This is a genomic window from Streptomyces sp. BA2 (assembly GCF_009769735.1).
Lineage (GTDB): Bacteria > Actinomycetota > Actinomycetes > Streptomycetales > Streptomycetaceae > Streptomyces.
In genome coordinates this window covers 4,415,032-4,430,717 of record NZ_WSRO01000002.1, presented here as the reverse complement: position 1 = coordinate 4,430,717, position 15,686 = coordinate 4,415,032, and the positions used below count along the sequence as shown (strand labels likewise).

General features: G+C 70.5%; 22 protein-coding genes and 2 pseudogenes. 7 read left to right on the top strand and 17 right to left on the bottom strand.

Annotated elements, in window-relative coordinates; all coding sequences use genetic code 11:
• Nucleotide 1 precedes the first annotated feature (1 nt).
• The 6 genes from E5671_RS22505 to E5671_RS22480 all read right to left on the bottom strand — a co-directional run bounded on the left by E5671_RS22505 (nt 2) and on the right by E5671_RS22480 (nt 4,366).
• Entirely contained in the window at nt 2-1,255 is a 1,254-nt protein-coding gene (locus E5671_RS22505; protein ID WP_160505760.1) for an esterase/lipase family protein, read from the bottom strand.
• A gap of 313 nt (nt 1,256-1,568) precedes the next feature.
• On the bottom strand, nt 1,569-1,829 hold the full coding sequence (locus tag E5671_RS22500) for a Txe/YoeB family addiction module toxin (protein ID WP_160505759.1): 261 nt from the start codon (nt 1,827-1,829) through the stop codon (nt 1,569-1,571).
• Nucleotides 1,826-2,077 (bottom strand): type II toxin-antitoxin system Phd/YefM family antitoxin, encoded by a 252-nt coding sequence (locus E5671_RS22495; RefSeq protein WP_160505758.1) that lies wholly within the window; start codon nt 2,075-2,077, stop codon nt 1,826-1,828. The genes E5671_RS22500 and E5671_RS22495 overlap by 4 nt, the downstream gene beginning before the upstream one ends.
• A gap of 89 nt (nt 2,078-2,166) precedes the next feature.
• On the bottom strand, nt 2,167-3,039 hold the full coding sequence (locus E5671_RS22490) for a hypothetical protein (RefSeq protein WP_237330219.1): 873 nt from the start codon (nt 3,037-3,039) through the stop codon (nt 2,167-2,169).
• 231 nt (nt 3,040-3,270) lie between these two features.
• Nucleotides 3,271-3,543 (bottom strand): DUF397 domain-containing protein, encoded by a 273-nt coding sequence (locus E5671_RS22485; RefSeq protein WP_160505757.1) that lies wholly within the window; start codon nt 3,541-3,543, stop codon nt 3,271-3,273.
• Complete coding sequence (locus E5671_RS22480) at nt 3,524-4,366, bottom strand: helix-turn-helix domain-containing protein (RefSeq protein WP_160505756.1); 843 nt, start codon at nt 4,364-4,366, stop codon at nt 3,524-3,526. The genes E5671_RS22485 and E5671_RS22480 overlap by 20 nt, the downstream gene beginning before the upstream one ends.
• A 115-nt stretch (nt 4,367-4,481) precedes the next feature.
• On the opposite strand from E5671_RS22480, the gene E5671_RS22475 reads away from it, so the two are divergent.
• The 4 genes from E5671_RS22475 to E5671_RS22460 all read left to right on the top strand — a co-directional run bounded on the left by E5671_RS22475 (nt 4,482) and on the right by E5671_RS22460 (nt 5,651).
• On the top strand, nt 4,482-4,694 hold the full coding sequence (locus E5671_RS22475) for a hypothetical protein (RefSeq protein ID WP_160505755.1): 213 nt from the start codon (nt 4,482-4,484) through the stop codon (nt 4,692-4,694).
• Nucleotides 4,691-4,918, top strand: a complete 228-nt coding sequence (locus E5671_RS22470) for a hypothetical protein (protein WP_202122786.1) — start codon at nt 4,691-4,693, stop codon at nt 4,916-4,918. Before E5671_RS22475 ends, E5671_RS22470 begins: the two co-directional genes overlap by 4 nt.
• An 86-nt stretch (nt 4,919-5,004) precedes the next feature.
• A complete protein-coding gene (locus E5671_RS22465) occupies nt 5,005-5,229 on the top strand; it encodes a type II toxin-antitoxin system VapB family antitoxin (RefSeq protein ID WP_160505754.1) in 225 nt (74 codons plus the stop codon).
• Nucleotides 5,226-5,651, top strand: a complete 426-nt coding sequence (locus tag E5671_RS22460; RefSeq protein ID WP_160505753.1) for a PIN domain-containing protein — start codon at nt 5,226-5,228, stop codon at nt 5,649-5,651. Before E5671_RS22465 ends, E5671_RS22460 begins: the two co-directional genes overlap by 4 nt.
• 28 nt (nt 5,652-5,679) lie before the next feature.
• Here the strand turns inward: E5671_RS22460 and E5671_RS22455 are convergent, their stop codons facing one another.
• On the bottom strand, nt 5,680-6,441 hold the full coding sequence (locus tag E5671_RS22455) for a polysaccharide deacetylase family protein (protein WP_160505752.1): 762 nt from the start codon (nt 6,439-6,441) through the stop codon (nt 5,680-5,682).
• Nucleotides 6,442-6,633: 192 nt separating this feature from the next.
• Between E5671_RS22455 and E5671_RS22450 the strand changes: the two genes are divergently transcribed.
• Nucleotides 6,634-7,824, top strand: coding sequence for an MFS transporter (locus tag E5671_RS22450; RefSeq protein ID WP_160505751.1), 1,191 nt, complete (start codon nt 6,634-6,636; stop codon nt 7,822-7,824).
• A gap of 11 nt (nt 7,825-7,835) precedes the next feature.
• Here E5671_RS22450 and E5671_RS22445 read toward each other — a convergent pair whose 3' ends face one another.
• The 6 genes and pseudogenes from E5671_RS22445 to E5671_RS22425 form a co-directional block, all read right to left on the bottom strand.
• The gene (locus tag E5671_RS22445; protein ID WP_160505750.1) at nt 7,836-8,171 is read right to left on the bottom strand and encodes a helix-turn-helix domain-containing protein; all 336 of its coding nucleotides are present in this window, start codon (nt 8,169-8,171) and stop codon (nt 7,836-7,838) included.
• Nucleotides 8,168-8,692 carry a type II toxin-antitoxin system RelE/ParE family toxin gene (locus E5671_RS46365; RefSeq protein ID WP_237330218.1) on the bottom strand — a complete coding sequence of 175 codons (525 nt, stop codon included), beginning with the start codon at nt 8,690-8,692 and terminating at the stop codon, nt 8,168-8,170. Before E5671_RS46365 ends, E5671_RS22445 begins: the two co-directional genes overlap by 4 nt.
• 74 nt (nt 8,693-8,766) lie before the next feature.
• Nucleotides 8,767-9,036, bottom strand: a pseudogene (locus tag E5671_RS22435) (PTS transporter subunit EIIC); the annotation flags it as partial.
• 16 nt (nt 9,037-9,052) lie between these two features.
• Nucleotides 9,053-9,151 (bottom strand): annotated as a pseudogene (locus E5671_RS47805) (PTS transporter subunit EIIB); the annotation flags it as partial.
• A gap of 60 nt (nt 9,152-9,211) precedes the next feature.
• The gene (gene murQ / locus E5671_RS22430) at nt 9,212-10,204 is read right to left on the bottom strand and encodes an N-acetylmuramic acid 6-phosphate etherase (RefSeq protein WP_160505748.1); all 993 of its coding nucleotides are present in this window, start codon (nt 10,202-10,204) and stop codon (nt 9,212-9,214) included.
• Nucleotides 10,205-10,375: 171 nt separating this feature from the next.
• A complete protein-coding gene (locus E5671_RS22425) occupies nt 10,376-11,299 on the bottom strand; it encodes an SIS domain-containing protein (protein ID WP_160505747.1) in 924 nt (307 codons plus the stop codon).
• A gap of 136 nt (nt 11,300-11,435) precedes the next feature.
• On the opposite strand from E5671_RS22425, the gene E5671_RS22420 reads away from it, so the two are divergent.
• Together E5671_RS22420 and E5671_RS22415 are read left to right on the top strand one after the other, a co-directional pair.
• Nucleotides 11,436-11,792, top strand: a complete 357-nt coding sequence (locus tag E5671_RS22420; protein ID WP_160505746.1) for a hypothetical protein — start codon at nt 11,436-11,438, stop codon at nt 11,790-11,792.
• Nucleotides 11,789-12,055, top strand: a complete 267-nt coding sequence (locus E5671_RS22415) for a DUF4031 domain-containing protein (RefSeq protein WP_160505745.1) — start codon at nt 11,789-11,791, stop codon at nt 12,053-12,055. The genes E5671_RS22420 and E5671_RS22415 overlap by 4 nt, the downstream gene beginning before the upstream one ends.
• A gap of 32 nt (nt 12,056-12,087) precedes the next feature.
• On the opposite strand, the gene E5671_RS22410 is transcribed toward E5671_RS22415, so the two are convergent.
• The 4 genes from E5671_RS22410 to E5671_RS22395 form a co-directional block, all read right to left on the bottom strand.
• Nucleotides 12,088-12,390, bottom strand: a complete 303-nt coding sequence (locus tag E5671_RS22410) for an NIPSNAP family protein (RefSeq protein WP_160505744.1) — start codon at nt 12,388-12,390, stop codon at nt 12,088-12,090.
• 9 nt (nt 12,391-12,399) lie between these two features.
• Complete coding sequence (locus E5671_RS22405) at nt 12,400-13,638, bottom strand: Cmx/CmrA family chloramphenicol efflux MFS transporter (protein WP_160510349.1); 1,239 nt, start codon at nt 13,636-13,638, stop codon at nt 12,400-12,402.
• A gap of 203 nt (nt 13,639-13,841) precedes the next feature.
• Nucleotides 13,842-14,915 carry a GNAT family N-acetyltransferase gene (locus tag E5671_RS22400; protein ID WP_202121215.1) on the bottom strand — a complete coding sequence of 358 codons (1,074 nt, stop codon included), beginning with the start codon at nt 14,913-14,915 and terminating at the stop codon, nt 13,842-13,844.
• Nucleotides 14,916-14,935: 20 nt separating this feature from the next.
• Nucleotides 14,936-15,577 (bottom strand): HD domain-containing protein, encoded by a 642-nt coding sequence (locus E5671_RS22395; protein WP_160505743.1) that lies wholly within the window; start codon nt 15,575-15,577, stop codon nt 14,936-14,938.
• Nucleotides 15,578-15,686 lie beyond the last annotated feature (109 nt).

Below are 15,686 nucleotides of genomic sequence, written 5' to 3'. Positions count from 1 at the left end.
GCTACGGCAGCCGCTCCAGGAGCCAGGTGCAGAGTTCTTCCGTGATCAGGGTGTGGCCCTCGTTGTGGGTGGCGCAGAGGTAATCGTCCAGTTCGCTGTCCTCGGACTGCTCCGGGAACGGCTCGTACAGCTTCTCGTGGGTGTCGATGTCGCGCAGGGCCACCGCGCTGACGGAGGGGACGAAGCAGTGCTCGCGGATCTCGGCCTCCGAGCCGAGGCCGATGATCGCGGGGATCTTGTTCAGCTCGTCGGCGAGGATGCCGAAGCCCTCCAGGGTGCCGCCGGGCGCGCCGTCGATCTCGGGCATGCCCGAGGTGTGGATCTGCGGCTTGCGCAGGGTCACGACCCGCAGCTGCGCGACGAGCTTCTCCTCGCCCGCGGGCTGCGTGTAGAGGTGGGTGCCCGTGATGGCCAGGCCCTTGCCGCGGAACGCCCGCTCGCCCGGGTCGATGCCGTTGGCCACGCCCGTGCGCACGCCGTTCGCCACGCCGATCTTCCGCGGGCGCCTCGGCCAGCCGCCGACCCGCTCCAGCTCGGCGATGAACTCGATGCGCTCCTTGTCGGTCTCGGGGGTGTCGTCCCACTCGGAGATGTGCTGCCACAGGAGCTGGCGCGCGGCCGGGCTGTTCATCTGGTTCGAGAAGGCCGCGTTGAGCCGCCGGATGTAGTGCGCGAACGACTGCAGCGCGATCGGGATCCAGGCGCCGCGGTGCGGGCTGTCGTAGGAGAGGTACAGGGCGGTCTCGTGGTCGATGCTCTCGCTCTCCATCTTGGCGAGCGCGTACCGTGTGACCAGTCCGCCCATGCTGAACCCGCCGACGGTCAGCGGATGTGCGCCGGCGCGCCGCGCGATCGCCTCCAGGATCGCCGAGCGTGCGGTCACGGCGTTGTCCAGGATCGAGGCGCTGCGCTCGTCGAAGCCGAGGATGACGACGTCCCTGCCGCGCGTCCGCAGCTCGCTGATGAGCGCGTACTCGCCCCGCTCCAGGCCCTCGTAGAGGAAGTCCAGGTCGCTCGGTCCCGTACTGAAGCCGTCGGCGAGGATCACCGGCTTGGTGAGCCCCTGCCCGGGGTCGGCGAGGTACACCCAGGCCCTGCCGCCCGGCAGCGTCCACTCCTGGTCCGGCTCGGGGGCGGTGTCGGAGACCTCCGTCGGGCCCGGCGCGAGGGTGATGTGGGCGGCGGACCGCCAGGCCTCGATGATTTGCTCTTCGTTGGGCGCGTTGGGGTCGGTGGGCTCGTTGGGCTCGGTCATGAAGGGTCCCCTCCGGTTGTGCGGCTTCGATGACGTACGTGTGCCGATGACGTTCGGTGTCATCTTCGATACGTCACGTAGGCGCCGGAAGGTGCTCTCGGGTTTCCACGCGGGGAGCGGGGCCCTTTCGGACAAAGGGGGAATGGCCGCATTTGCACTGCGCGGGCCGGAACGGATTCAGGATCCCGTGGTCGCCGGTCGGGCGTCGGCCGTGTCAGCGGCACAACTCGGTCAGCGGGGCCTGTCGGAGCCGGGGAAGTATGTCGCGAAGGCGACCGGGGAGGGGGGCCGGTTCAGTCTCCGCGCGGTGGGGTCAGCGTTCGTAGTGGTACCGGCAGGAGGCGATACGGATCTCGTCCTCGACGATCTTGTAGATGAGGCGGTGCTCATCGGTGATGCGGCGGGACCAGTATCCCTGGAAGCCGTGCTTCAGAGGCTCGGGTTTGCCGATGCCCTCGTTGCCGTTGCGTGCGATGTCCTGGAGGAGTGTATTGATCCGCTTGAGGACCCTGCGGTCCTGCGTCTGCCACCAGACGTAGTCCTGCCAGGGGGACTCGTCCCAGACGAACTTCATTCGGCGAGCTCCCTGACTGTGCCGCCACCGCTCTCCAGGCGGTCGATGGAGGCCAGCAGGCGACGGGCATTCTCGGGGTTCCGCAGCAGGTAAGCCGTCTCCTTCAGGGACTCGTACTCCTCAAGCGCCACGATGACGACCGGCTCCCGGCCTGCGCGGGTCACTATGACTTCCTCGCGGTCGTCCGTGACGGCGTTGAGCGTCTCGGCGTACTTCGCTCGCGACTCTGTGTAGGTCATGGTGCGCATCGTGGTCCTCCTCGGGCATGTACGACTTCCTGTACGTACAGGAAACTGTACGGGCTGGGTCTCGGACGGGCAAACGGCGACGGAAGCGGTCATGCCTGGCGGCCCGCCTGTAGACCGGTGGCTGCGGCGCGGGCTGCCGCCGCGTGGGTGCGGACCGCTGCGGGCGGCAGGGGTGCCGCCGCGCGAGGTGGCCCGGGTTCGCCCCGGCAGGGGCCGCAGACGCCGCCTGGCAGGGCTTCGGGTCGGCCGGGCGATCCGCATCTCCCGCACTCAAGGACGCGGAGTACGGGGCGGAGGGCTGGTTCTGGGGGGAGCTTCGTCGTGAGGCGGCTGCGGACGAGGGCCACTGGGCTGTGGACGGGGCTCGGCAGCCCGGCGGTCAGGGCGCGGAGTACGTCCGGCTCCGTGGCGCCGCGCGTGAACCACTCGGTGAGCTGGGGCTCCAGGGCGACGCAGTCCGCGTACGAGAGGGAGAGGGCGGGGGCCGTGCGGCCGAGGGCCGCGAGGAGGATGAACGCGCGGCTGCGGGTGGGGCGTTGGGGCCGTCTGTCCGGCTCTGGCTCCGGCACGTCGCCGCGCGTGAAGGCCGCCCACCAGGTGTTGTCCCGCGCGGTGCGGGAGAACCACGTTCGAGTGATCCAGCGGGCGCTGCCGCTTCCGAGCACGTGTTCTCTGCCGCGCCTCAAGTGCCCTGCTGCCTGAAGCCTGTTGAGGGCGGTCCGGAGGGCGCACTGCCCGTACGGGAGGTGCTTGGCCAGGGTCTTTACGGAGATGTCCGCGCCGTCCGGGAGCCGGTCGAGGCAGGCTGCGATGGCTGCCTCGCGGGGCGGGAGGTGGGTGAAGTCGTTGTTCGTGCGGGGCCGTTGTTCGGGCGCCGAACGTTTCCCGTAGCCGGGATTGGCCATCGGGTGCGGGGTCGCGTGCGCGGGGCGGAAGGCGGCACTAAGCTTGGCGTCAGCCATGGATCGAACTCGACTTTCGATCGTGATGGTTAAACCCCCGCAGGTGTTGTCGCACCGGGCGGGGGTTGTTTTTGTTCGTTAATCGGGCACGCTAGAGCGTTGTCACGCTGCGTGGCAAGTCGAAGCCAGAAAGTGATCGGCTGTGCCAACTCCTAGGGAGGGAGGGCGGGTTGAGACCCGCCTCCCGTTCCTTGAAAAGAGGGCTCGGGGCTGGTGGCTTGAGCCTCGGGGTTAGTTGTCCTTGAGGTCCGCGACGAACGCGGACCAGCTGGCGGCCCGGAACACGAGCTTCGGGCCGGTGGGGTTCTTGGAGTCGCGGACGGGGACGAGGTTCGGGTGCCCGTCGGCTACTTCGAGGCAGTCGCCGCCTTGGCCGCCGCTGTACGTGGACTTGCGCCAGGTGGCGACCTCCACGCAGTCGCTGCCGCTTCCTCCGCTGTAACTGGACTTGTGCCAGGTGGCCGCGCTCAGGTCGTACTCGTACTCACGGGTGCTGTTCTCCATGCTCGTAATCCTGCGCCACTGACTCCAGCAGAGCCAGGGACTTCTTAGGAGAGAGTGCTGTGGCCTGGAGGAGGTTGAGCATCAGAGTGTGACGGGCGACGGTGACTGGGTCGTCGAGCAGTCGCCCCATGTCCGGCCCTTCGACGAAGCAGAGCGGAGGTGCGTCGGCGAACTCCATGAGCTTCAGCGTTCCGGCCATGGACGCGTGTGCCCCGGCGCCAAACGGCAGCACCTGAACAATGACCCGGTGCTGACGCGCGAGGCCCCCTACGTGGCGCAGGGCTTCTGCCATCACCGTGCCGCTGCCGACCACTCGCCTGAGGGCTGCCTCGTCAACAATCGTCCACAACAAGGGCGTTGTTGGGTTGTCCAGGAGGTGGGCGCGTTCGAGTCGCACCTCCACCTGCGTGCTGATCGTGTCGTCCGTAGCCGTCGGGTGGTAGGCGCGGAAGATCTCTGTCGCGTACGCCCTCGTCTGGAGCAGTCCCGGGATCAGCAAGGCCGCGTACTGCTTGATGGCTGTAGCGGCGGCCTCCGCTTCCGCCGCCTCAGCAAAGTGATCCGGATACTTCGACTTGGCCACAGCCCTGCAATTGCGGGCGAAGAAGCCCCCCGTATCCAGAACCTCGTCGAAGTGCTGCGCGTACTCCAAGTGCATCCGCCGCGTACCGGCCTCCAGCTGGCCGATGAACGAGCCGCTCACGAACAACGGCGCCCCCAGCGCCTCCTGGCTGATCCCCTTCCGCTCCCGTGCGTGACGGAGTTCGCAGCCGAGGAGGGCACGGGGGTTCGACGACGGGTCGAGGTCCTTGCGGCGGGTCATGTGCAACTCCTCATCCAACAAGCCGGTTTGTTGGGACGCCGTTGCTTCTCAGGCTACGCAGCACCGGACACGCTTAGTGAGGAAACAGCAACACCCAGTGTGAGAGGCAGAGACCATGGCGCTGACGGCGGAGGAACGGGTGCGGGCGGTGGAGGAGGCCGTGCGGCAGTTGAGAGCGGGGCTCGAAGGGGCCGGGGTCACGCTGCCGTCCCTGCGGATGGATCCGCTGACGGCGGCGGCCGAAGGGGCGCTCCCCCTCGTGGAGTTGGGGCGCTGCAACCTCGACACCGCGCTGCGGCTCGCCGCCGTACTGGAGGGCGCGCGGTGAACGACGACGATCCGGGCGTGCCGGAGGCAGGGACGTACGCCGTCGACTTCAGGGACGGCAGCGTCGGGCAGGTCATGGGGTGCGAGGGCGGTCTCGTACAGCTCAGGCCGCTCGGCGGAGGCCGGGAGTGGGACTGTCCGCCGGAGAAGGTCGGGCAGGCGCTGCCGGGCGAGGTGCTGCGGGAGCGAGTGCGGCTGGTCAATCGGGAAGGGCGGTTGCCTTGAGCGGATCGCGAAGGCAGGCGGCAGCCGTTCTTTGTACACTCGGAAGGGCAGATGCGGGCCCTCCATGTACAGAATGGGAGATCGGGATGTCGCTGACACACATCGAGATCGACGACGAGGCAGTGGAGACGGCCAAGCGTCTTGGCGGCCACAAGACGAAGACCGCTGCGGTGGCGCACGCGCTGGAGGAGTACAACAAGCGGTTGGAGCGGGCGGCAGCCCTGGACAAGTACTTCGAGCTCGCCCAGGACTGGGACCTTGAGGCTGCTGAGGCGGCGCATCGCGCTGAGAAGGAGGCATTCCGTAGGTGAACGGCTACCTGCTGGACTCTTCGGCACTGTGGCGATTGCTGCGCGACAAGAACCTGTACGCGGCGTGGCACCCGGCGCTCATGGATGGCCTGGTGCGTTCCTGCTATCCGCAACGTACGGAATTCAGGTGCTCGGCGCGGAACCTCAGGGAGTACGAGGAGTACAACTCGATGTTCACGGACATCTACGAGGACGTGTCCGTGCCCAAGGGAGCAGCCCGATGGGTGGAAGGAGTGCAGCTGCGCGCCGCTGAGAACGGTGCGCACCACGCCCTTTCCGCCATCGACCTGCAGATCTGCGCGACCGCGGCCCACCACGGCCTCATCGTCCTGCACGACGACAACGACTTCGTGACGGCCGAGAGGTTCGCCGTCGAGATGCGCCAGCGCAATGTACGGGAGGGGCCGCTGGGGGGCCGGTAGCGGCGGCTGCCGTGAAAGTCAGCGAAAGTCAGCGGACCGGGAAGCCGAAGGTGTAGCCCTGCTGCTTGAGTTGGGGGATGAGCGTGCGCAGGGCTTCGACGGTCTGGGTGCGGTCGCCGCCCGCGTCGTGGAAGAGGAGCGTCGGGCCGCCTGGCAGCTCCCGCTGGACCGTGGCGACGATCGCGTCCGTACCCGGACGCTCGAAGTCCTTGGTGTCCACGTTCCAGCCCAGGGGGCGCATGCCCCGGTCGGCGGCGAGCTTGCGGCTGTACGGGGTGAACGCCCCGCCGGGGGCCCGGTAGTACATGGGGCGTACGCCTCCGGACGCCTTGGTGATCATGCGCTCGGCGTCGAGGATCTGCTGGGACTGGTAGGCCTTGGAGTCCTTGTCCATGCCGGTGTTGTGCGACACCGAGTGGTCGCACAGGCGGTGCCCGGCCGCGACCACCTTCTTCACCATGTCCGGGTGCGCCTCGGCCTGCGTCCCCACCATGCAGAAGGTGGCCTTCACGTCGTACTGCCGCAGGACGGCGAGGACTTCGGGCGTCCACTTGGGGTCGGGGCCGTCGTCGATGGTGAGGTTGATGCCGCGCTTCCCGGCCTCCGAGGAGTGAGCGATGGTCGCCGAGACCGGCTTGACGGCGCTGGGCTTCTTGGCCGCCGGCGGGGAGCTCTCCGAAGTACCGGCCTGTGCGCTCCATACCCCCGCACCGGTGGCGAGCATCGTCACCCCGAGCGCAGCCCCGATGATCTTGCTGTACCAGCCCCGCCCACCGCTGTGCCGCGCCATTGCCCGCCCCTTTGCCGTCCCGTCCCGCGCCGCGCCCCGGTCCCGCGCGGCCACCTGGCAGGACGAGGAACGGGGGTCAGGGGATGCACCGGGGGCCAGTCCGTTACCGATCAAGGACAATTCCGGGGGAGCCCGCGGACATCCCTGCGCGGATGGCGGGTGGCGGGCGGTGTGCGGGTTAGCGTCGGCGGCATGGACGTTGATCAACGACGTTGGCGCCAGTGTCTCCTCAGCGGGGCTGTGTTCGCCGTGTGCATGGCCGGCACCACGCTGCCGACTCCCCTCTACAGCCTGTACCAGGACAAGTTCGGGTTCTCCGAGCTGACGGTCACCGTCGTGTACGCGGTGTACGCCTTCGCGGTGATCGGCGTGCTGCTTCTCGCGGGCAACGCCTCGGACGTCGTGGGCAGGCGTCCGGTACTGCTGTGGGGCCTCGGATGCGCGGCGGCGAGCGCCGTCTGCTTCCTCTTCGCCGTCGGGATGGGCTGGCTGTATGCGGGGCGGCTGCTCTCGGGACTGTCCGCCGGACTGTTCACCGGGGCCGCCACGGCGTACGTGATGGACACGGCACCGCACGTCGGCGCCTCACGGGCCACGTTCGTGGCGACGGCCGCCAACATGGGCGGCCTCGGCTGCGGTCCGCTGCTCGCCGGGGTGCTCGCGCAGTACGCGGCCTGGCCGCTGTACCTGCCGTTCGCCGTGCACCTCGCGCTGGTCGCCGTCTCGGCCGTCGTCCTGCTGCGGCTTCCGGAGACCGTGCGGGAGCCGCGGCCGCTGAGCACGGTACGGCCGCAGCGGCCCGGAGTGCCCCCGCAGGTGCGGGCGGTGTTCGTGCCCGCGGGGATCGCTTCGTTCGTGGGGTTCGCGCTGTTCGGGGTGTTCACCTCGGTCAGCCCGGCGTTCCTCGCGGAGTCCCTGAACGTGGAGAACCACGCGGTCAGCGGTCTCGTCGTCGCGCTGGCCTTCTTCGCCTCGACCGCCGGACAGTTGGCGATCGGCCGGGTCGGGGTGGGGCGATCACTGCCACTGGGGTGCGCCGTGCTCCTCGCCGGCCTCGCGCTGCTCGCGGGTGCGCTGCACTGGGATCTGCTGGCGTTGGTGGTGCTCAGCGCCGTTGTCGGCGGGTGCGGGCAGGGCCTCGCGTTCCGCGGGGCGCTGTCGGCGGTGGCCGAGGCGTCTCCCTCGGACCGGCGCGCGGCGGTGATCTCGACGCTGTTCGTGGTCGCGTACGCGGGCATCTCGCTGCCGGTCATCGGGGTGGGCGTACTGACGGGTCCGATGGGTCTGGAGGGCGCGGGCCTGGTGTTCATCGCGGTCATGGCGGTGCTGGTCTCGACCGCGGGGGTCTATCTGCTGCGGCGGCCGGTGGGGGCGCGGGCCTAGGCGCGTATCCCTCAGGCCGCCGAGTGGGCGATGAACGTGACTTCCTCGTGGTCGGCGTCCAGGGCGATGTTCAAGGAGGCGTTCATCGCGGTGGCCACGCGGCGGAGAAGGGGCAGGGTGGGTACCGCGTCCGCGCCTTCGATGCGGGAGATCTTGGCCTGGGTGAGTCCGGCCCGCTCGGCGAGCTGAGTCTGCGAAAGCCCCAGCTCCTTGCGGCGGTCGTACACAGCCTTGGCGAAGGCCATGGCGAGGCGAATCTCGGCGCGGTCGGCCTCGGCCTCCGGTGACTCGGCGTATCCCTCGCTGAGCTTCCTCTCGCGGGCCAGCCTCCAGCGGGTGTGGCTCATTTCGCGTCTCCGTCCTTGGCTCGGTCATAGCGGCGGTCCGGCGCGAACCAGTAGGTGATGCGCGTGTCTTGGCCGTCCAGGGTCGGGCGGAGCTCGTACACCCCGTCGCGCAGCGGGCGCGCGAACGGCATGGGTGTGGATGCGCCCAGGCCGGCGAGCAGCTCCGCGTACTCCTCGACTTTGCGATGATGCCGATCCGTGAGGAGTTCGAGCCAGGCGCGGACGTCCGGCTCCATCTCGATCGTGTACAAGGCTTCCATGCGGGAACCGTAATATGTCGTTGGCGACATAATAGCCGTTGTGGCGCGGCTTCGCCGGATCGAGTGATGCGGGGCGATGTCGAAGAGTCCGCCGAGAAGTTCGGCTGTGCCGACGGTGGGGTCATGCCGGTGGAGCTCGGCCTCGAGCCCGGCGAGTTCGTCGGCCGCCTCGTCGAAGGCGTCCAGGGCCTCGATGGGTACCAGCGCGGCCACGCGCTTCCCGCTGCGGGTGGCTTCGCGGAGGGTCACGGTCTCGCTCATGCCGTAAAGGTACGCAGTGCTGTGCATGCGTGAGGGCGGCATCCGATACGGATGCCGCCCTCACGCGTACGGCGTCAGACCGCCGCGGGTGACTTGGCCGGGTCGGCCGGGCCCGCGGTCGTGGCGGGGGAACCCGCGACGACCTGCTCGTGGGCGGTCGTGTCGACGTTCAGTTCGGTCAGCATCTGCTTGCTGAAGCCGAAGAAGTACGTCGCGAAGAAGCCCACCGCGTAGCCCACCAGGAGGCCGCCGCCGTAGATCGCGATCGTCAGGCCCAGGCCCTTGTTGCCGTCCAGGAGGGGGAACAGGGCCCAGCCCGACGGGCCGATAGCCGTGGAGCCGACCTTCGAGGCCCAGGCGCAGGCGCGTCATGCAGTGGGCGATGGAGGTGACGTTCTGGGCACCGCCGACGAGAGGGAGGATCGCGGCGGCTGTGGCGCGGTTCTTGTCAGTTGCCATGTGCGGGGTGCCTTGCTGTGTGCAGGGTGGCGCTGTTCTTCAGCGGCTGGGGGAGGTGAGTCAGGTGGTGCGGGGCGTCGTGCGCGCGTTGTCGAGCGCTGCCCTGAGGTGGCCGTCCGATGACGAGAGGAGGTCGGCGGCCGTGGGGCCGTCCACTTCGCCGAGGATGGTGAGGATGGCGTTCTTCACCTCCCCGTCGGTCGCGGCGAGGGCCGTCTCGATCTCCTCGTCCGACGCGCCTGTGGCCAGCGAGACGATCCGGCGCGAGCGGGCGCGCAGCTTCTCGTTCGACGCGCGTACGTCCACCATCAGGTTTCCGTAGGTCTTGCCGAGGCGGATCATCGTGATCGTCGACAGCATGTTGAGGACGAGCTTCTGGGCCGTGCCCGCCTTCAGGCGGGTGGAGCCGGTGAGGAGTTCGGGGCCCACTACGACCTCGATGCCGTGGTCGGCGGCTGCCGCGAGAGCACTGTCCGCGTTGCAGGAGAGGCCGATGGTGAGGGCGCCGTAGTGGGCGCGCGCGTGCTCCACCGCCCCGATCGCGTACGGGGTGCGGCCGGAGGCGGAGATCCCCACGACCACGTCGGCCGCGGTGAGGCCGAGGCCGTCCAGGTCCTCGGCGGCGAGCTCCTTGCTGTCCTCCGCGCCCTCGACCGCCGTGACCATGGCGCTCGGGCCGCCCGCGATGAGGCCGACGACCTCTGCCGGGTCGGTGTTGAAGGTGGGCGGGCACTCGGAGGCGTCGAGCACCCCGAGGCGCCCGGCCGTTCCCGCGCCCGCGTAGATGAGCCGGCCGCCGCGGGCCATGCGCTCGGCGGTGCCGTCGATGGCGGCGGCGATCGCCGGGAGCTGCTCGGCGACGGCCGCGGACACGGTGGCGTCCTCGCCGTTCATGATCTTCGCGATCTCCAGCGTGGGCTGCCGGTCGATCTCGGAGAGCTCGGGCCGGAACGCCTCCGTGGTGAGCGTGTCCAGCTGGGCGCGGAGTTCGCCGTACCTGTCCCCGTCGCCGGAGGAGGGGGAGGGGGTGGCGTCGGCCGTGGAGGAGGTCATGGGGTGCGGCTCTTTCGTGTGCGGCGGGGGGGCGGGTGGTCGCCGGGCGCCCTCGGGAGGCGGGACGGTCTCGGCGGGCGGACGGAGGGTCGGCGGGTGGGTGCTTCGTTCGTGCGGGGGTGGCCGGTGCGGGGCCGGGGGCCCGTACGTTCGTGCGGGCTGCCGGTGAGGTCAGCGGTTGCCGCCGCGCGGGCTGTGCCGGTGCGCGAGCGCTTCGTAGGAGGCTGCCAGTGCGGGGGCTGCCGTCTCGTACGTCCGCTGGGCTACGCCTACGAACAGGCAGTCCACGACCAGGAGTTGGCTCGTGCGCGACGACATCGCGGCGGGCCTCAGCTCGCTCTCGCGCGCGGTGGAGGTGGTGAGGATGTGGTCCGCGTACTGCGATACGGGGCTGCCGGGGCGCCCGGTGATCGCGATGGTCGTCGCCCCGCGCTCGAAGGCGACCCGCAGCGGCTCGATGACGTCACCGGTCGACCCGGAGTGCGTGATCGCGATCGCCACGTCCTTGGAGCGCAGGGTGACGGCGTTCGTGACGGCGAGGTGCGGGTCGGAGTGCGCATGGGCGATGTGGCCGATGCGCAGCAGCTTCTGCGCGAGGTCCTGGGCCACGAGCCCGGACGCGGCGACGCCGTAGATCTCGGCGCGGGGCGCGGCGGCGAGCGCGGCGACGGCGGCGCCGAGCTGGACGGTGTCGAGTCCGGCCGCGGTGTCGGCGAGGGTCTGCTGCTCGTCGTACGCCAGCTTCGCCACGACGTCCGCGATCGGGTCGTCGACGGCGATGTCGGCGGTGACGGCGGGCGCGCGGCCCGACTGCTGCTGGGCGGCGAGTCCGGCGAGGGCGAGCCGCAGGTCGCGGTAGCCGGGGTAGCCGAGGAGGCGGGCGGTGCGGACCACCGTGGCCTCGCTGGTGCCGGTGAGCTCGGCGAGGCCGGTGACCGTGAGGGCCGCGCATCCCGCGGGGTCGCGGGCAACGGCTTCGGCGACCAGCTGCATGGAGCGGGTCATGGACGGCGCGAGGGTCCGCACCTTGGCCGCGAGGGCGGCCGGGGCGGGGGGCGCCGCACCCGCGAAAATTTCCTTCACGTCATTGGTCACGCTTGAAAGATATTTTCGGACCCCGGATGGGTCAAGACCCCTTTGGTCCCGATCTCGGTCCCGATCTCGGTCCCGATCTCGGTTCCTTTCCCGGACGGATCTTCGGCGAGTTGCGCGTGGGGTGGACAATGGCTGCATGGACGCGATCGACCCCCTGGAGCAGGCGCTGCACGCCGCTCGTGCACTTGTCCTCGCCGACCTCGTGGCGCGCGAGGTCGCCCAGGCCGAGGTCGTCTCGCTGGTCGAGGAGTCGGTGGCGCACCGCCGCTGGTGGGTCGAACAGTGGCCCGAGGGCGTCGAGTACGTCGCGGGTCTGGTCGCCCAGGACGTCCAGGACGCGCTCCTGGAGCGCTACGGCCGCTGGCCGCTCTGCCCGGTCTGCGGCTCGGGCGACCCGCACGCCCTGGACGTGGAACCGGAGTTGGGCCCCGACCCGCACTGGGTGTGCGGCAAGGCGGGCGTCGTCGTGGCCCCGGTGGGCGGCCTTTCGTGACGGTCTACATCGACCCGCCGACCTGGCCGGGCCACGGCCGCATGTGGTCCCACCTGGTCAGCGACGTCTCGTACGAGGAACTGCACGCGTTCGCGGCGGGCATCGGCGCCCCCGCCCGCGCCTTCGAGCGCGACCACTACGACCTGCCCTCGGAGCGTTACGGGGACGCTGTGCGGGCCGGGGCCGTCGAGATCGGCTCGAAGGAGCTGGTGCGCAGGCTCACGGAGGCGGGGCTGCGGAGGCCCAAGGGGCGGCCCGCGTAATGCGGGTGACGGCCCGCGTAACGCGGGTCGGCTCACTCCAGGGGGCGCAGGAACCGCCGCTCGTAGCGCCGGATGCACCGCGTCCGGCGCGCGAGCTCGAGGGCTTCCTGGCACTCGGGGTCGGTCGCGCTGTCGGTGCGGTAGCGCTCGTACGCGGCGAGGCTCGGGAAGGAGAAGAGGGCGTACGCGATGTCACTGTCGCCCTCGCTGGGCAGGAAGTAGCCGTGGTGGGTGCCGCCGAAGCGGTTGACCAGGACGATCCAGCGGCGGCCGTACTCCTCGAAGTCGTCGATGCGGTCGGGATCGATCTCGTACTTCAGATGAACCGTGATCATGCGGTCACCCTAGGCGGGGCCCCGCGTGCCCTGGCGGGCGGCTTCGACAGTGGCCTCAGCCTGCGCGCTGTCACCCGCCGAAGCCGTGACCACGCGGCTCGGCGTCCTGCGGTGCAGCCGCAGTGACGCCGTGACCGCGACGATCGCCACGGCCGTCATTCCCGCGCCCGCCCACGCCGTCGAGGCGTAGCCCAGGTCGAGGTCGATCACCGTGCCGCCGAGCCAGGGGCCGCCCGTGTTGCCCAGGTTGAACGCGGCCGTCGTGGTCGCGCCCGCGAGGGTGGGGGCGGCGCCCGCGACGTTGAACATGCGGGCGTTGAGGGCCGGGGCGGTGTAGAAGGCGGAGACGCCGAGGAGGAACGAGAGGGCGATCGCCACGGCAGCCGTGCCGGAGAAGAGCGCGAGGGCGACGAGGAAGACCGTCGATGCCGCGATGCCGCTGAGCAGGACGCCGAAGAGGTGCGCGTCCGCGACGCGGCCGCCGATCGCGGTGCCGATGAGCGCGCCGAGACCGAAGAGGCCGAGGATGGTCGGCACCCACCCCTTGTCGAGACCGGCGACGTCCGTCAGGAGCGGGGAGAGGTACGAGAACGCGCAGAAGACGCCGCCCGCCGCGAGTGCGGTGATCGCGATGGAGAGCCAGACCTGCCGGTCGCGGTAGATGGCCAACTCCCGCTTCAGGCGCGGCTTCTCGGCCGGGAGCGGGATGCGCGGGATGAGCGTCAGTACGCCGACGAGAGCGATGGCGGAGGCGGCGCCGACCGCCCAGAAGGCGGACCGCCACCCGAAATTGTCGCCGAGGAACGCACCAGCGGGCACGCCAAGCACGTTCGCGATGGAGAGGCCGCCGATCATCACGGCCATGGCGCGGGCGCGCTGGTTGACGGGCACCATCGCGATGGCGACGGCCGCGCCGACCGCCCAGAACCCCGCGCAGGCGAAGGCGCTGACGACGCGGGACGCGAAGAGGATCTCGTAGGTCGGTGCGAGGGCGCCGGCGACCTGGCCGAGGCCGAAGACCGTGATGAGGGTGATGAGGGTGGTGCGGCGGGGGAGCCGCAGGGTCGCCACTGCCAGGAGGGGGGCGCCGATGACCATGCCGATGGCGAAGGCGGAGATGAGGAGGCCCGCGCGGGGGATGGAGACGTCCATGTCGTCCGCGATGGGGGGCAGGAGCCCCGAGAGCATGAACTCGCTTGTGCCGAGGGCGAAGACGGCGAGGCCGAGGATGTAGACGGCTACGGGCATTCGTTTCCGGCCGGCGCCTGGCTCGGCGGGCTTCGGGTCAGAGGTCGGCATAACAGTAGGGAACGCTGGGGTGGGCGGTGACATTCCCTCGCCGCGGGGTAATCGGGTGGGTGGGCGGGAAACATCGCCGCGAAGCGGCGGCTGTTCAGGGCTCCCGCGCCGCGGGGTAACCCGCTACCCGCAACCGCGCCGCAGGGCAGACCTCAGGCGCGGCGCAAGTAGGCCTGGTTCCCCTCGCGGTCCGAGATCCGGGTGTAGCCCGCCCTTGTCACCACCGCCTGGGAAGGGGTGTTCTCGGGTTCGATCACGGCCAGCAGCGCCGTGACGCCGGGGCGGGTCAGGGCCACGGTGGAGAGAGCGGCCAGCGCCTCCGAGGCGTAACCCCGGCCCCGCGCGCCGACCGCCAGGTCGTAGCCGACCTCCGCCACGCCCTCCTCGTCCGGCGGCCCGTGGAAGCCCATCCCGCCGATCGCCACCTCGTCCTCCACCCGCACCAGGGCGAACATGCCCCACTCGGGCCGGTGCACCCCGGACGCGTACGCCTTCGTCACCATCTCCGCGGCCCTCCGCGTCCCGTCGAAGGGCCCGCCCTCGATCCACGTCAGGCCCCCCGTGCCGCCCGCCGCGAGATCCGCCGCCGACGCGGGGGACACCTCCCGCAGGACGACCCGGCCGGCCGGGATCGAGAGGGCGTTGTGCCAGCGCCACTTGTCGAGGCGTGGCCGCCCCGCCAGGGAGCCGCGCCCCGTGGCCCAGAGCAGCGTCGCCCACTGCTCAGCAGGCGTACGTGCGGGCGGGACCTGCGGGAAGAGCCAGGCAAGGACCGCCTCGCACAGCGCGGCCGGCGGCTCCGCGTCCACGCCGAGTGCCTGCGCGATGTCGTACGTGTGGAGCAGCACCTCCGCGACGCCCATCGCCGCGAAGCCCACCGCGTCCGCGCTGCCGGAGGGGTACGGGTGGTACGCCCGGACCCCCGGCGGCGTCGTCCGCACCACCGCCGAGAGCAGGCCGCCGGTCGACTCGATGACACGGATCGCGTCCTCGGGGCCCGAACCCTCGTCGAAGGCGATCTCGAAGGGGACGTACGAATCCTTCGCGCGGCCCGTCAACTGGCCCGCGTACGCGACGAGATCGCCCGCGATGTGCTCGGCCGTCTTCAGGCAGGACCAGTCGAGGCCGCCCGCTTTGACGCTCCAGTCGAGCTCCACCCCCGCACGCAGCACCTTCGCCGCGTGCGCCACGGCTTCCTCGACCTGATCCCCACCCATGGAAAGCATGCGCGCAGCGTACGGGAGCCTCAGGCGCTGAGCAGCTCCATTTCCGTCGCCAGGTTCGCCCGCGCCGGGCCCTCCCATTCGGCCGCACCGTACGGCGTGCGGAACAGCCGTGGCAGCGCGAGGAGCTGGCGGAGTACCGCGGCCCGGCCCGCGCGGAAGTCCTCGTCCGGCACGAAGGCGTACTCCTCGCGGACGGCGGCGGCGTACGCGGCGTAGGCGTCCGGGGCGGCGGCCAGGATCGCCAGATCGGCGTCGCACAGCGCCTCGCCGTTATGGTCGCCGTCGGCGGGGTCGTGGGTGACGGTGAGGCGGACCAGACGGGCCACCTCAGCCGTGGCCTTGGGCGTCAACCCGCTTTCCTGGAGGGCGCGTTCGGCGAGACGGGCGCTGCGCTCCTCGTTCTCGGAGCGGTCCGGCGCGTACACCGCGTCGTGGAACCACGCCGCGAGCCGCACGAGATTGGGGTCGTCGGCGTGCTCTTCCAGTACGTCGATGTGGTCGAGGACCGCCGCGAGGTGGGCGGTGGTGTGGTACCGCCGCTGCGGCTCGGCCCAGCGTGCGAGCAGGTTGTCCGCGTAGGGCGCGGGGTCGGGGGTTCCTTCGCTCGCGCGGAGCAGGGTCGCGTGCCAGCGGGCGCGGAGTTCCTTGTGGTCGTGGGGCATGGGGTGACTGTAACGCTTGAGTACCCCCAGGGGGTATGTTAACGTCCGATCGCTACATACCCCGAGGGGGTATGTAGCGATCGGAAGTCAGAAGTCAGAAGTCGGAAGT